Raw genomic sequence first — 14,471 nt, 5'->3', positions numbered from 1 at the left:
CTGTATGATGATTGATATAAAGCAGCTAAGTTTTAAATGGCAAAAACACCAAATTAAGCCCACTCTAGCAATTGCATCGTTGGAGGTAATAAAAGGTGAGCATGTATTTTTACATGGCCCAAGCGGTTGTGGTAAATCCACATTGCTAGCATTGCTAGCGGGGATAAATCAACCAACATCAGGGACGTTAAAAATTTTGGATTGTGAGCTTAACCAACTAAGCAATAGTAAGCGTGATGCTTTTCGTGCTGATCACATTGGCTATATTTTTCAAAACTTTAATTTACTGCCTTACTTATCACCGCTGGAGAATGTGACTTTAGGTTGTCAGTTTTCAAAGCTGCGACAAAAAAAAGCATTAACAACTAGCTCAAGTCTGCATCAAGAAGCTAGCAGACTATTGAATGCGCTTGGCTTGGACGAGCAATTCCACCAGCAAAATGTTGCTAATTTAAGTATCGGGCAACAACAACGTGTCGCTGCCGCACGGGCATTTATTGGTAGCCCTGAGCTTATCATCGCTGATGAACCAACGTCAGCACTTGATAGCAATAACCGTCAAGCATTCATTAAGTTATTGTTCGAACAAGCTCAAGCCGCTAACAGCACCCTCGTTTTTGTCAGTCACGATGACAGCTTACAACCCTTATTTAATCGTAATATTGATTTGATCGCGTTACAGGAGCAAGTTTAATGGTCCTAGTAAAGCTTGCTATAAGCAGCCTATACAACCGCCGTGCAAGTGTGTTTCTGACCTTGTTGACTATTGCTATCAGCGTAATGCTATTACTGAGTATTGAACGCGTACGTGTTGATGCCAAAAGCAGTTTTAGTAATACCATTTCAGGTACTGATCTCATTGTTGGTGCACGAACGGGTGATATTCAGCTGTTACTGTCGTCAGTTTTTCGCATTGGTCACGCTAATAACGGGGTTAGTTGGCAAAGTTATCAATATATAAAACAACAACGCGGCGTAAAATGGAGTATCCCCTTATCACTTGGCGATAGCCATAAAGGTCAAGCCGTACTGGGCACTTCTGCAGACTATTTCCAGCATTATAAATTTGCTAAAAAGCAGCCACTTAGTTTTAGCCAAGGGCGGCCTTTTCAGCATTTAAATGAAGTTGTGCTCGGCGCTCAAGTCGCCAAGAGCTTAGGCTACTCGCTTGGCGATAGTATTATTATTTCCCACGGCATGGGTAACACGAGCTTTCATCATCATGATGACAACCCTTTTACGGTTGTCGGCGTTTTAAATGCCACCGGCACCCCTGTTGATAAAACGCTGCATATCCCATTAGCTGCAATTGAACAAATTCATAGTACAAACCATACCAGCCATGAACATGAACATGAACATGAACATGAACATGAACATGAACATGAACATGAACATGAACATGAAAAGCCTACTGATTTGATTGGCAACCCAAAACAAATTACCGCATTTTTAATTGGTTTTGATTCACCACTTTATACTCTCCAGGTACGCCGTAATATCAACCAGTTTAAAGATGAAGCATTGCTCGCCATAATGCCCGGTGTCACATTACGTGAATTGTGGGAAATGCTCACCATTGTTGAAAAAATCTTACTGCTGTTTTCTATAGTCGTAGTATTAGTAAGCCTATTAGGCATGCTCACTACGCTATTAGCGAACCTCAATCAACGCCGTCGTGAATTAGCAATTTTGCGTTCAGTGGGTGCAAGACCTTGGCACCTATTCGCCTTGATCAGCATTGAATCCTTATTGACCACATTTTTAGGTTGCTTAGCGGGCTGCGGATTATTTTATTTACTCATGGCCCTCGCTTCAGGCTACTTACAAAGCCACGCAGGGATCACTATCACCATTGCTATGCTATCGAGCTATGAACTGATGCTGATCGGCGCTATTATGGCGGCCGGTTTTATCGTTGGCTTAATTCCAGCCTCCCGTGCTTATTTTTATTCATTATCAGATGGCATGAGCATTAAAATTTAAGAGGAACACCATGCAGTATTTTCAAAAACTCACTGTAGTTTGCTTAGTTATTTTTAGTTTTGTTCTAAGCTTTAATAGCTTAGCCAACGAACCTAAAGAGATATTTTGGGAAGATTTAATCCCTAAAGGGCACGTGCAAATAGACACTCAAGAGCAAGCCAGTCATGAAGGAACAGAGCAAAATTGGGTGCAACCCGACTTAGATGCCCCAGTTGTAAAAGAACTTAATGGCCAATCAGTCAGTTTACCCGGGTTTGTTGTACCGCTCGAAGGTGATAGCGAAGTGATCACTGAGTTTTTACTGGTGCCGTATTTTGGCGCCTGTATTCATGTGCCACCACCACCACCAAATCAAATTGTTCACGTCACAATTAAAGGCGGTGTGCCAATTGAAAGCCTCTACGATGCAATTGTTGTTACCGGCGTAATCAACACTGAAACTTGGAGTGGCGAAATAGCTCAAGTGGGCTATAAAATGACAGCCGTCGGCGTCGCACCATTTGAGTTGTAATTAATAGCACCTAGTTGCTAGGTGCTTATTCAGTTACTTTTTCTGTAGCTATATCTGATTGCTGGTTGGTTTCATACCAACCACCACCTAATGCTTTGTAGAGCTTAGCCATACTCTGGAGACGATTATTTTTGGCTTGAGCTAAACCAATTTCAGCAGAAAACAACTGCCGCTGTGCATCGAGCAAATCCAAAGAACTGGCAACCCCATTCGTATAACGTAAATGCGCAAGGCGATAATAGTCTTTACTACTGAGCACTAAGCTGTGCTGCGCATCATAAATTTGTTCTGAACTTTGAAAACTAGAGATTTGATCACTCACGTCTTGTAAGGCTATTAAGACTGCTTTTTCATATTCGACACTGGCCTGATACGCTCGCTCTTGGGCGGCCGATAAGCTGTCTAAATTTTTACCCATATTAAATATCGGCATTAACAACTCACCACCAAGTAGCCAAACGGCTGAGTTAGCTGTGAGTATATCACTCAAACTATTGTTCTCGCGGCCCACTTCTACATACAAATTTAACTTTGGGAATAAGTCAGCTTTAGCAATGCCAATCTCAGCCATGGCACTGTGCCACCTCATCATCGCTTGCTGTACATCAGGGCGGCGCTTTAATAACTCACTTGGTAAGCCCGTAGGTAGTGTGCGCGGCATAACTTGCGCAGACAGCTCACTTCCCCCACTAATATCTGCCGTTGCATCACCAATCAAGAACCGTAATTGATTGATCTTGATATGTTCTTGGTGACGTAGTTTAGGCACATTCACTTTGGCCGACTCCAGCTCAACTTCAGCTTGGCGTTGCTCAAGTCCTGAAATAATACCACCGGCTTTACGAATACGTGCCAACTCTAACTCTTTCGCCCGTAATTTAATGGTATTTTCACTGATTTGCAGCTCTTCTTGAATTTCTTTAAGAGCAAAAAACTGCTGAGCAATATCTGCTATTAAAGTAAGCTGTATTACGTTACGGCCTTGCTCAGTTGCATAATATTGGGCAAGAAGTGCTTCACTCGCTCTACGGTTTCCTCCAAATAAATCCACTTCCCAATTAAAATACGCTTTTAAGTCATGTGTGTTAGCAATACTGCTGGTGTCTTTTTCACGCTCTGAGGTTAAACCGATACTCGCATCAGGCCACAAGTCGGCATCACTAATATCACTGTTTAAGCGCGCCTCTATAATACGAGAACGTGCAATGAGCATATCGTGATTATTTTCCAGCGCAAGCGTTATGAGCTTTTGTAAATAGGGGTCTTGATATATTTGTTGCCAACCAATTAAAGCCTCACTGCTCGCTTGTGCTTCAGTGGTCATAAAGGTGCTGATGTCGTCATGCTCAGGCGCGGAAAAATCAGGGCCAACAGCACAACCACCCAGCAATAATGCAGTCGCCACTAGCGATAACTTATACATGGCTTTGCTCCTGCTTAGTGCCTATTTCTACTTTTTTTACAACATGCTGCTTAACAAACCGTGCAGCTGTAATAAAAAATAATGGCACCAAAATAATACCAATAGAACTTGCTAGCAGCATCCCACCTAAAATCGGCATAGACACAGATTGACGCCCAACAGAACCAGGTCCTGTAGCTAATACTAACGGTAATACTCCCAGCACAAACGATGACGCAGTCATTAAAATAGGTCTAAATCGAGAACGCGCAGCTTCTATCGCGGCTTCTTTGGCACTCATTCCATCGCGATATAGTTGGTTAGCAACTTCCACAATTAATATTGAGTTCTTAGCCGCAAGACCAATCAGAGCAATAAAAGCAACTTGGAAAAACAAATTGTTTTCCAACCCACTCACTAGTGTCAGTAATGACGCACCAAGCATGGCAATTGGACTTATCAGTAATACTGCAAACGGTAATGCCCAACTTTCATACAGTGCAGCTAAAAATAAGAATACAAACACCACTGCAAGGCTTATGGCAATCCCTAATTGGCCTGAAGAGCGTATTTCTTGAAAAGTTAATCCTGTCCACTCAAAGCCAATATTAGGCGGCAGCTTTGCTACCTCTTGCTCAATCGCTTTGATCACATCACCAGATGCATAACCCGCAGCTGGCGAGGCGTTAACCGAGGCGCTTGTAAACATATTAAAGCGATTAATGATTGACGGCCCTGTCGTGAGTTGTAGTTTAGCTAAGACATTAGATGGCACCATAGCGCCATTATCACTGCGCACATAAAATTCATTTAAATTTTCAGGGCGTTCACGGAACTCCCCTTCAGCCTGCACTTTCACACGATAAACACGCCCAAATAAATTAAAATCATTAATGGTCGATGATCCTGTCAGCACTTTCATGGTGCTATACACATCAGCAATAGGGACTTCCAGCGCCATGGCTTTTTCACGATCTAACTCTAAAAACAACTGGGGGACAGAGCCTCTTAGTGAGCTCGTTGCTTTGGCTATTTCAGGACGGTTATTTAAATTAGCCAGCAATACATCGAGCGATTCAACCAAGCTGGTAAGGTTCCCGCCGGTTTTTTCTTGTAATGCAAATTCAACCCCAGAGCCTGAACCTAATCCTGCAACTGCAGAAGGCTGATACACACTAAAAGATGCCTCTGGAATACTATAAAGCTGCTGGCGAATATCATTCATTACATTACTAACAGTGTAATTTTTATCTGCGCGATACGCCCATGGCTTTAGGATAATTTCAAACTGACCATTGGATTGCGCCCCACCGGCGCGGCGGTTTTCGCCAGCCAAAGAGAACGAATAAGCAATACCATCATGCGCCATAATATATTTATTCGCCTTGCTGATCACTTCATTAGTTCGTGATACAGTCGCAGCATCCGGTAGGGATACATCAACAAAAAAACGTCCTTGATCTTCTTGTGGCATAAAGCTACTTGGTAATTGCGCAAATACAAAATAACACCCGCCGGCAATAATGATAAACGCGACATAACTACGCTTAGCTTTTTGACAAGTAACTGTAACTAACCAGGTATATTTATCACCTAAGTTAGCCAACATAGCATTAAATTTAACAAAAAATTTATTCGTTGAAGGGGCGCTTGGGCGTAAAAATAAAGCACACATCGCAGGGCTTAAAGTTAGCGCAACTAAGGTAGAAATTAACACCGCAACAGTAATAGCAATAGCAAATTCACGATACATAATACCGGTAATGCCCGCTAAGAATGACACAGGCACAAATACCGCAGCAAGCACCAATGAAGTAGCAACTATTGCCCCTGAAAGTTCAGTCATAGCTTGCTTGGTCGCGCTGACAACATCCATTTTTTCTTCGTTGATTAATCGCTCTACATTTTCAACTACAACAATGGCATCATCGACCACAATACCAATCGCCAACACCATCGCTAATAAACTCACGTTATTAATGGTAAAACCAAATGCTGCAAGCGCTATAAAAGTGCCCACGATAGAAACCGGCACCGCCAATGCAGGAATTAACGTAGTGCGCCAATTTTGTAGAAATAAATACACCACCAAAATAACTAGAATTAGTGCTTGGATCAAAGTGTTGATCACTTCATCGATTGAAAGCTTTATAAACTCCGAAGCATCATAAAATAGCTGCCATTTTATTCCTTGCGGGAATGCGGCACTTAAACGGGCCATTTCAACTTTGACACTTTGCGTTACTTCCAGCGCATTGGAGCCGGGAAGCATATAGATCTGTAGGATAGTAGCGGGTTGCTCGTTTAATTTAGAATTTAACGTATAAGCGGATGATGCTAACTCAACTCGCGCTACATCGCGTAACCTGATCATCGAGCCATCGCTATTAACTCGCAGCATAATATTCTTAAATTCTTCGACTTTATTTAACCGCCCTTGCGCTCGCACAGGAAAGTTTAACTTGATATGTTCACGACTTGGTTGGGCACCAATCTCACCAGCAGCAGCTTCCTTGTTTTGTGATTTTATGGCATCAGTTACATCATTAACTGTGAGCTCATAGCCTGCCAAAATATCCGGTTTGAGCCAAACACGCATTGAATATGAGCGCGAGCCAGTATTACGCACCCTACCAACACCAGGCACTCGCTTAAGTGCGGCCTCTACATTAATACTGGCATAATTACTTAAGTATATTTCATCATAACGCTCATCATCAGAGGTTAAGGCCAACTTAAGTAATTCAACCGAGCTTTCATTTGAAACCGATACCCCTTCGGTTTGTACATCAACAGGTAAGTTACTCCCTGCTTGACTCGCAGTATTTTGGACATCGACTAATGCTAAATCGGGATCAGTGCCAACATCAAAAGTCAGCGTAATATTAGCACCACCAGAATTTGTGGCTTTTGATTCCATATACAACATATTGGGCGTACCGTTTAGCTCTTGCTCTAATGGTATTGCCACGGACTCAGAGGCGGTTTCAGCTGTAGCCCCAGGAAATGATGCTGATATTTTCACTGATGGCGGTGCGATGTCTGGGTATTGATCAATTGGCAAAGTAAATAACGACACCACACCCGTTAATAAAATAACTAAAGAGATCACCGATGCAAACACCGGTCTATTAATAAAAAAGTGAGAAAACACCCTTACTCTCCTTGCTTTTTAGCGAGAGTAACTGCGTTTTTTTCCTGCTCACGGGCAGTAAATTCATCTTCACTGAGCGCCATCACATGCTGTCCATGACGAATACGATGCAAGCCTTTGATCACTACTTTTTCACCAGCACTCAAACCACCACTGATCACAATGCCTTCTTCACCATAATGCTCAACCACCACAAAACGCCGCTCAATGATATTGTTATCAAGTACCACCATCACATAAATACCGCCTTGTTCAACTTGGGTTGCTTCTTCAGGCACCACGACTGCATTGCTAATTTCATCAAGCTTAATACGTGCTTTAGTGTATTGCCCTGGTAATAGTTCACTTTCAGGGTTAGGTAAAACGGCTCTCACCTTAAAGGTGCCTGTTTTTGGGCTAATTTTAGGATCAGTAAAACTTACATCTCCCCAGTAACGGTATTCACTGCCGTCAGGTAATGATATGCGTACAAAACCTTGCAGGGCTTTGCCTTTTTGCTCAGCTTCTAATTTATCAATAATGGTCGTCATACGACGTTTTGCATTTAAATAATCTAACGCCGACATATTAAAATTAACGTAAATAGGATCAATCTGCTGAATTGTAGTCAATAGAGAAATTCCGCTGCTACCAACTAATGCCCCTAGGTCAGCTTCTGAGCTTCCCACCATTCCACTAATTGGCGCCGTGATACGGGTATAAGCAAGTTCTAGCTTTGCTTCATCGAGCTCGGCCTGTGTTGCCGCTAAACTGGCTTGAGCTTGCTCTTGAGTTGATATTGCATTGTCATAATCTAGCTGGCTAGCTGCATCTTGTTCATACAAAGGTTTTAACCGGACTACATCGCGCTTCGCTTTTGCCAATGCTGCACTGTCTTTTTCATAGGCGGCTTGTACACGATTTAATTTCGCTTTATAAGGGCGATCATCAATCTTATAAAGCAAGTCACCTTCATTCACCCAGCTGCCTTCAACAAAATCAACGCTTTCCACAAAACCTGTGATCCGCGCGCGCACTTCTACATCTAGGGATGCATCTGTACGCGCGACATAGTTACCATAAATTGGCACGTCCATTTTCTTAGCCTGTACCGTCACCACTTCTTCTATTGGCTGCTCTACAATGTCCTTACTACAGGCACACAACACAGTCAGTAAAACCAAAATCGTAAACATACGATTGACACTAAAATACATTAGTTTCTCACTTGTAATTTTCTAGGTATATCGCTCATACGGGCCATAAAAGTCAATTAACGCTGACACTGACTACAAAATACAGTGCTGCGCTGACCTAACCGAATTTCTGTTAATGCTTTTTTACACATCATGCACGGCTCACCTTTACGACCGTACACTAGCAGCTGCTGAGCAAAGTAGCCTGGTTTACCGTCACTTTGCGCAAAATCTTTTAACGTTGTGCCGCCTTGGGTGATCGCCGCAGCGAGTGTATCTTTAATAATAGGCACTAATTGCTGATAACGCGCCAGTGATACTTTACCTGCCTCGCGTTTTGGGTGAATACCAGCTTTAAAAAGGGATTCATTAGCATAAATATTACCTACCCCAACAACCACGGCGTTATCCATGATAAACTGTTTAACTGGCACTTTTTTATTACGTGACTGCTCATATACCCGTTTAGCGGTAAATTCATCAGTAAGCGGTTCAGGACCAAGCTTACTTAATAAGCTATGGCACTGGTCAGGCTGTTGCCACAAGCAACAACCAAATCGGCGAGGATCATTGAGTCTCAGTGCTTTGTTATTAGCAAATATGAATTCAATATGATCATGCTTTTTTAATGGTTCGTCTTTATCAACAACCCGTAAATTACCCGACATTCCCAAATGTAAAATAACACTACCCAATTCACATTTCAGCAGTAAATACTTAGCTCGGCGCTGTACATCTAACACAACTAAATTAGTGATTTGATAAACCTCATCAGGCACTGGCCAACGCATATTAGGGTTATGAATATTCACCTTAGTGACACGTTGTTGCAAAATATGTGGGGTGATCCCCATTCGGCTAACTTCAACCTCTGGTAATTCAGGCATTCGACTTAGGCTCGCTGTGTATAAAATTAAAACTTGGAAATAACCGCTGCGCAGTCTGTTGATCAAGCAACAATACACGCTGGTTACTCTTATCAAGTAAATAATAGCCCTGTGGGGCACGGTATAATTGATATAACCAAGGTAACTGCTCACCTGCCAACCACACAGTAGCAACTGTTAGCGCGGTGGTATTGTGAAATGTAGGCTGTTCTTCTGCAACCGACAACTGCATGTTTTGCCATTGATTAATTAATTCGACAAGATTAACTGTGGTTGCTTGCCATTGACTCGGTGGGGCATTGTCAATTAATGCTATAGCACGCCAAGACGTACCGATCCGCTCTATTTTTTGATCTGGGAATTCAAGCGCTAAAATAAAACTCTGGTCAGGCAGCACGCTCTGTACCCTAGCTTCTTCTGGGCCACTGTTGAGTTTAGTGTGTAATCCATTAAAAAAGAAAATCATTAACAGCATGGAAAAAATAACAACATTGTTCCAGCCCTTGCGGCCTAACTGCATTTGAGTTCTTCCTAAAAGATTCAATTAGTTAAAGTGTAACCAAAAATATGTAAAAATGGCAGCCGAAATTTGTTATGCAATATTACTAAAATTCACCAGTGGTAATGTGCCAAAGTTAGATTACTTTGCTAATATACGGCAAAATTTAAGGAGTTCCGTCATGTCAATGTATGTAGTGGGTCATAAAATCCCAGATTCAGATTCTATTTGTGGTGCAATTGCACTGGCTTATTTGAAAAACCAAATTGAAGAGCCTGCAATTCCTACCCGTCTTGGTGAAGTTTCACCTGAGACACAATTTATTCTTGATAAGTTTGGCTTTGAAGCGCCAGAGCTAAAATTAAGCTACGCAGGTGAAGACGTTTACATCGTTGACCACACTGAAAAAACCCAAGCACCAGATGATATCGACCAAGCACGCGTTGTGGGTGTTGTTGATCACCATAAATTAGGTGATTTAACTAGCTCAACACCACTTGAGTGTTGGATCCGTCCAGTTGGTTGCTCAAACACCATCATCAAAATGATGTATGATTTTTACAATGTTGAAATACCAAAAGACATTGCAGGCATCATGATGTGCGCAATTTTAAGTGACACGGTAATTTTCAAATCTCCAACCTGCACCACAGCTGATATAAAATGTGTTGAAGCACTAGCTGAAATTGCTGGCATTGAAGATTTTAAAGAATTAGGCATGGATATGTTCCGTGTTAAATCAGCTGTTGAAGATACACCTGCGCGCGATTTAGTAATGCGTGATTTTAAAGACTTCAACATGAACGGTAAGCTTGTAGGGATTGGTCAGTTAGAAGTTATCGATCTTGCGGTATTTGATGACATAAAAGCCGAGCTTGAAGCTGATATTGCCAAGCTTAAAGAAGAAGGCGGCCGTCATTCGGTATTCTTACTACTTACCGACATTATGAAAGAAGGCTCACAAATGCTCATCGCTTCTGACGATGCAACATTAGTGGAAGCTGCTTATGGTGTAACGCCTGAAGACGGTAAAGTATGGTTAGACGGTGTATTAAGCCGTAAAAAGCAAGTAGTGCCACCACTGCAAGACGCTTTTTCTAAGCTGTAAGCTGTAATTCTAAAAACCGTTGTTATGTAAATAACAACGGTTTTTTGTTGGCTGTAAGCCATTTAAACAGATAAACCGAAGGAGTAAAAACATTCGATAATGCAGTTTTTTGATGCAGGCTGATATGGTATTTTTCGTTGGGTTTCGCGCTGCTCAACCACAACCTACGTAGCCAATTTTAACGCCGTTCAGCTTAAAACTTACAGCTTACCGCTCCTAGCAGCTCTTAACTGACGGCTAGTCTAAAACAAAAAACCCAGCCTAGGCTGGGTTTTTGATATTCAGAGAAAACTAAAATTACTTGATTTTAGCTTCTTTGAAAAGAACATGTTTACGGATTTTTGGATCAAACTTTTTGATTTCCATTTTTTCCGGCATGTTACGCTTGTTCTTGTCGGTAGTGTAGAAAAAACCAGTACCAGCTGTAGAAACTAAACGGATCTTATCACGCATGACTCAGGTCCTTAAACTTTTTCGCCGCGAGCACGGATTTCAGTAAGAACCGTGTCGATGCCTTTTTTATCGATAATACGCATACCTTTAGTAGTAGTGCGTAATGTTACAAAACGTTTTTCACTTTCAACCCAAAAACGGTGTGTTTGTAGGTTAGGTAGGAAACGACGTCTAGTCGCGTTTCTCGCGTGTGAACGGTGATTACCAACCGCAGGACGCTTACCTGTAACTTGACATACTTTAGACATGTCTATATATCTCCAATAACTTCGCTCGAGCTTAATTTTCCCCTAGGCTATGTATTTTGTGCCCCAGGGATAAATCGAAGGGCGCTCTTTATACAGCTTATACAGGCAAAGATCAAGTGATTGATCTAATCCAATCAGCTCATGTGTAAATTTGATAGCGGCTAATTATAAAGATCGAATGCCCTTAGGGAAAGTAAAAACTGCATTTAAATTAAACTAATTTGCAAATAAGTACTAAACCGCTCATTTTTAACACGCTTAGTGATTTGAATGCTCTTAAATCAAGCCTCGTTCTGCGAACGAAACGCAATTATCTCCACCGACAATGATGTGATCTAAAATATTTATATCAACTAATTGTAAAGCTTGCTGCAATTTAGTGGTAATTAATTTGTCTGCTTGGCTTGGTTCTGCAATTCCTGATGGATGATTGTGCGCTAGAATCAATGCTGCTGCATTATTTTTAAGGGCTGCTTTTACCACTTCACGCGGATAAACTGATGCAGCGTTAATAGTGCCATAAAAGAGAGTTTCTTCTTTAATTAAGCGATTCTGACTATCTAAGTACAACACCATGAATATTTCTTGCTGTAGGCCTCGTAATTCAAGCGTTAAATAGTCATACACCGATTGTGGCGAATTAAATACTGCATCGCGTTTACATTGCTCCATCATATAACGACGGCTTAACTCCAGCACGGCCTGCAATTGCACAAACTTTGCGACCCCCAAACCTTTTTGCGCACAAAAATCATCAATCGTTGCATTAAATAAATTATGAAGGGTTTGATTTTGTGTCATTAAATGCTGCGCTAACTCCACGACATTCATTCCAGGTAAACCCGTACGTAAAAATATAGCAAGCAATTCCGCATCACTGAGCGATTTAGCTCCTTTAGCTAATAATTTTTCACGTGGTCGCTGATTGCTCGGTAAAGATGTAAGCTGCATTATTTCGTCCCTGAAAAGTGTTTTATTATTTAACTGTAATGCAAAAATAGAATTTCGCCTGTTAAAGTTAAAATAAAATTCCCTATTAAAACTTCGTCCATAACGCAAAGATTTGCTATCGTTAGCGCATATCAACAAAGGTTTCAGCAAAGTATGACAAAGTTAATGACCAATTTACCTACAGAACTCATCAATAGAAAAATTGTACTGGGGATCAGCGGTGGTATTGCCGCTTATAAATGCGCCGAACTGGTAAGACGCTTAAAAGAGCATGGCTGTGATGTAAAGGTGGTTATGACCGAATCAGCCAAGCACTTTATTACACCCCTTACCATGCAAGCTGTTAGTGGTGAAATGGTATCTGATTCTTTACTCGATCCTTCTGCTGAAGCCGCTATGGGTCATATTGAATTTGCAAAATGGGCTGATTTAATTTTAGTTGCCCCTGCCACCAGCAATATCATTGCAAAAATGGCTGCAGGCATTGCGGATGACTTACTCACCACTTTATTACTGGCAACACCAGCAAAAGTAGCGGTAGCGCCTGCAATGAACCAACAAATGTATGCCCACCCGGCCACGCAAGCTAATTTAACAACGTTAGCACAACGCGACATTGCAATTTGGGGCCCTGGCAAAGGTGAGCAAGCCTGTGGTGATGTAGGCGCGGGCCGTATGCTTGAGCCACACGAATTAGTCGCACTTTGCACCCAACCTGAGCAGCCGCAACTGCTGACCGGTAAAACCATTACAATCACTGCAGGACCAACTCGTGAGCCACTTGATCCGGTGCGTTTTATCTCTAATCACAGTTCAGGAAAAATGGGCTACGCTTTGGCGCAAGCCGCCTTACTATTGGGTGCGAAAGTTAATTTAATTTCAGGTCCTGTTACACTCACTCCTCCTACGGGCGCTAACCTTATAAAGATAGAGAGTGCAGAGCAACTACTTGAACAGGCGCTTATTTTGGCTCCAAAATCAGATGCGTTTATTGGTTGTGCAGCCGTTGCTGATTACCGTGCAGCCAAGGTTGCTGAACAAAAAATGAAAAAGCAAGGAGACGAGTTAACGCTGACGTTAGTAAAAAACCCTGATGTGATTGCAGCCGTTGCCAATCTCACTGATGGCCGTCCTTATACCGTAGGCTTTGCTGCTGAAACCCAAGATGTTGCAAGTTATGCAAAAGGGAAACTAACGAATAAAAATTTAGATATGATCTGCGCTAATGACGTATCAACAAGTGGCCTTGGCTTTAATTCAGATCATAATGCGTTGACATTATTCTGGCACAATGAGCAAAAAGAATTAGCAATTGACACCAAAAGCGCACTCGCACTGAGTGTAATGAGTGAGCTTGCTAAACGATTGTAAAAAGGCTGGAAAGAAACTGAATAAAACATTAACATAGCCCCACTCATTAGCTCAAAAAGTGAGTGGTCAACGCTGGCCTACGCTCAATAAATTATCAAAAGAAAGGAATGTTCATGCCTGCGACAAAAAGAAGTAATCGCAAAGAGCAAATACTACAAGCACTCGCACAAATGTTAGAAACCAGCCCAGGTCAACGTATCACCACAGCAAAACTAGCTGCTGAGGTGGGCGTATCTGAAGCTGCGTTATATCGTCATTTTCCGAGTAAAGCACGGATGTTTGAGGGGCTAATTGAGTTTATTGAAGACACGCTACTTTCACGGATCAACTTAATTCTTGAAAATGAAAAAGAGACGCAAAGCCGTATCTATAACATTTTATTATTACTATTAGCCTTCGCTGAAAAAAACCCAGGTATCACCCGTATTTTAACGGGTGACGCACTACAAGGTGAGCAAGAGCGTTTACGTGATCGTGTACAAGGCTTATTTGAAAAGCTTGAAACTCAGCTAAAACAAGTACTTCGTGAACGAAAACTACGCGAAGGTAAAACTTTCCAAAGTGATGAGTTAACTATTGCCAATTTTTTACTTGCCTATATAGAGGGCAAAATGAATCAATTCGTACGCAGTGATTTTAAAGCAAAACCTAGCGCTCAATTTGAAAAGCAATGGCTAGAGCTGCAAAAAATCTGGCTTTAAGTTAGGTTCAAGGTTCAAGGTTCAA

The 14,471-nt window shown here is 41.8% G+C and carries 14 protein-coding genes; 6 read left to right on the top strand and 8 right to left on the bottom strand.

Annotated features, from left to right (window positions below; genetic code table 11):
• Positions 1-7: 7 nt before the first annotated feature.
• Genes PHAL_RS0110865 through PHAL_RS0110855 form a run of 3 tightly spaced genes read left to right on the top strand, consistent with a single transcriptional unit; the run spans position 8 to position 2,497 of the window.
• Positions 8-694 carry an ABC transporter ATP-binding protein gene (locus PHAL_RS0110865; RefSeq protein ID WP_029216116.1) on the top strand — a complete coding sequence of 229 codons (687 nt, stop codon included), beginning with the start codon at positions 8-10 and terminating at the stop codon, positions 692-694.
• A complete protein-coding gene (locus PHAL_RS0110860; RefSeq protein ID WP_016708431.1) occupies positions 694-1,986 on the top strand; it encodes an ABC transporter permease in 1,293 nt (430 codons plus the stop codon). The genes PHAL_RS0110865 and PHAL_RS0110860 overlap by 1 nt, the downstream gene beginning before the upstream one ends.
• A gap of 10 nt (positions 1,987-1,996) precedes the next feature.
• Complete coding sequence (locus PHAL_RS0110855) at positions 1,997-2,497, top strand: DUF3299 domain-containing protein (RefSeq protein ID WP_016708430.1); 501 nt, start codon at positions 1,997-1,999, stop codon at positions 2,495-2,497.
• A 25-nt stretch (positions 2,498-2,522) separates the two neighbouring features.
• Here PHAL_RS0110855 and PHAL_RS22965 read toward each other — a convergent pair whose 3' ends face one another.
• Genes PHAL_RS22965 through PHAL_RS0110830 form a run of 5 tightly spaced genes read right to left on the bottom strand, consistent with a single transcriptional unit; the run spans position 2,523 to position 9,635 of the window.
• Positions 2,523-3,920 (bottom strand): efflux transporter outer membrane subunit, encoded by a 1,398-nt coding sequence (locus PHAL_RS22965; RefSeq protein ID WP_016708429.1) that lies wholly within the window; start codon positions 3,918-3,920, stop codon positions 2,523-2,525.
• Positions 3,913-7,053, bottom strand: coding sequence for an efflux RND transporter permease subunit (locus tag PHAL_RS0110845; protein ID WP_016708428.1), 3,141 nt, complete (start codon positions 7,051-7,053; stop codon positions 3,913-3,915). Before PHAL_RS0110845 ends, PHAL_RS22965 begins: the two co-directional genes overlap by 8 nt.
• Positions 7,054-7,055: 2 nt before the next feature.
• Positions 7,056-8,249: an efflux RND transporter periplasmic adaptor subunit gene (locus tag PHAL_RS0110840; protein WP_085999747.1), complete on the bottom strand. Its 1,194-nt coding sequence runs from the start codon at positions 8,247-8,249 to the stop codon at positions 7,056-7,058.
• A gap of 56 nt (positions 8,250-8,305) precedes the next feature.
• On the bottom strand, positions 8,306-9,115 hold the full coding sequence (gene mutM / locus PHAL_RS0110835; RefSeq protein WP_016708426.1) for a bifunctional DNA-formamidopyrimidine glycosylase/DNA-(apurinic or apyrimidinic site) lyase: 810 nt from the start codon (positions 9,113-9,115) through the stop codon (positions 8,306-8,308).
• Positions 9,108-9,635: a hypothetical protein gene (locus PHAL_RS0110830; protein WP_016708425.1), complete on the bottom strand. Its 528-nt coding sequence runs from the start codon at positions 9,633-9,635 to the stop codon at positions 9,108-9,110. Before PHAL_RS0110830 ends, mutM begins: the two co-directional genes overlap by 8 nt.
• 160 nt (positions 9,636-9,795) lie before the next feature.
• Between PHAL_RS0110830 and PHAL_RS0110825 the strand changes: the two genes are divergently transcribed.
• Positions 9,796-10,722 carry a manganese-dependent inorganic pyrophosphatase gene (locus PHAL_RS0110825; protein ID WP_016708424.1) on the top strand — a complete coding sequence of 309 codons (927 nt, stop codon included), beginning with the start codon at positions 9,796-9,798 and terminating at the stop codon, positions 10,720-10,722.
• 297 nt (positions 10,723-11,019) lie between these two features.
• Here the strand turns inward: PHAL_RS0110825 and rpmG are convergent, their stop codons facing one another.
• The 3 genes from rpmG to radC all read right to left on the bottom strand — a co-directional run bounded on the left by rpmG (position 11,020) and on the right by radC (position 12,374).
• On the bottom strand, positions 11,020-11,175 hold the full coding sequence (rpmG, locus tag PHAL_RS0110820; protein WP_004335545.1) for a 50S ribosomal protein L33: 156 nt from the start codon (positions 11,173-11,175) through the stop codon (positions 11,020-11,022).
• A gap of 11 nt (positions 11,176-11,186) precedes the next feature.
• Complete coding sequence (gene rpmB, locus PHAL_RS0110815) at positions 11,187-11,423, bottom strand: 50S ribosomal protein L28 (RefSeq protein ID WP_016708423.1); 237 nt, start codon at positions 11,421-11,423, stop codon at positions 11,187-11,189.
• 276 nt (positions 11,424-11,699) lie between these two features.
• Entirely contained in the window at positions 11,700-12,374 is a 675-nt protein-coding gene (gene radC / locus PHAL_RS0110810) for a RadC family protein (protein WP_016708422.1), read from the bottom strand.
• A gap of 153 nt (positions 12,375-12,527) precedes the next feature.
• Here radC and coaBC point away from each other — a divergent pair, with 153 nt between their 5' ends.
• A complete protein-coding gene (coaBC, locus tag PHAL_RS0110805) occupies positions 12,528-13,745 on the top strand; it encodes a bifunctional phosphopantothenoylcysteine decarboxylase/phosphopantothenate--cysteine ligase CoaBC (protein WP_016708421.1) in 1,218 nt (405 codons plus the stop codon).
• A 113-nt stretch (positions 13,746-13,858) separates the two neighbouring features.
• Positions 13,859-14,446 (top strand): nucleoid occlusion factor SlmA, encoded by a 588-nt coding sequence (slmA, locus tag PHAL_RS0110800; protein WP_016708420.1) that lies wholly within the window; start codon positions 13,859-13,861, stop codon positions 14,444-14,446.
• The last annotated feature ends 25 nt before the right edge of the window (positions 14,447-14,471 follow it).

This window comes from Pseudoalteromonas haloplanktis ATCC 14393 (assembly GCF_000238355.1).
GTDB classification, from domain to species: domain Bacteria; phylum Pseudomonadota; class Gammaproteobacteria; order Enterobacterales; family Alteromonadaceae; genus Pseudoalteromonas; species Pseudoalteromonas haloplanktis.
This window is presented reverse-complemented; position numbering and strand designations above follow the sequence as displayed.

Coding starts and splice junctions, on each gene's coding strand:
- PHAL_RS0110860 (WP_016708431.1), top strand. CDS start 694: ATGGTCCTAGTAAAGCTTGCTATAAGCAGCCTATACAACCGCCGTGCA.
- PHAL_RS0110840 (WP_085999747.1), bottom strand. CDS start 8,249: ATGTATTTTAGTGTCAATCGTATGTTTACGATTTTGGTTTTACTGACT.
- rpmB (WP_016708423.1), bottom strand. CDS start 11,423: ATGTCTAAAGTATGTCAAGTTACAGGTAAGCGTCCTGCGGTTGGTAAT.
- PHAL_RS0110865 (WP_029216116.1), top strand. CDS start 8: ATGATTGATATAAAGCAGCTAAGTTTTAAATGGCAAAAACACCAAATT.
- rpmG (WP_004335545.1), bottom strand. CDS start 11,175: ATGCGTGATAAGATCCGTTTAGTTTCTACAGCTGGTACTGGTTTTTTC.
- PHAL_RS22965 (WP_016708429.1), bottom strand. CDS start 3,920: ATGTATAAGTTATCGCTAGTGGCGACTGCATTATTGCTGGGTGGTTGT.
- PHAL_RS0110855 (WP_016708430.1), top strand. CDS start 1,997: ATGCAGTATTTTCAAAAACTCACTGTAGTTTGCTTAGTTATTTTTAGT.
- radC (WP_016708422.1), bottom strand. CDS start 12,374: ATGCAGCTTACATCTTTACCGAGCAATCAGCGACCACGTGAAAAATTA.
- PHAL_RS0110825 (WP_016708424.1), top strand. CDS start 9,796: ATGTCAATGTATGTAGTGGGTCATAAAATCCCAGATTCAGATTCTATT.
- mutM (WP_016708426.1), bottom strand. CDS start 9,115: ATGCCTGAATTACCAGAGGTTGAAGTTAGCCGAATGGGGATCACCCCA.
- coaBC (WP_016708421.1), top strand. CDS start 12,528: ATGACAAAGTTAATGACCAATTTACCTACAGAACTCATCAATAGAAAA.
- slmA (WP_016708420.1), top strand. CDS start 13,859: ATGCCTGCGACAAAAAGAAGTAATCGCAAAGAGCAAATACTACAAGCA.
- PHAL_RS0110830 (WP_016708425.1), bottom strand. CDS start 9,635: ATGCAGTTAGGCCGCAAGGGCTGGAACAATGTTGTTATTTTTTCCATG.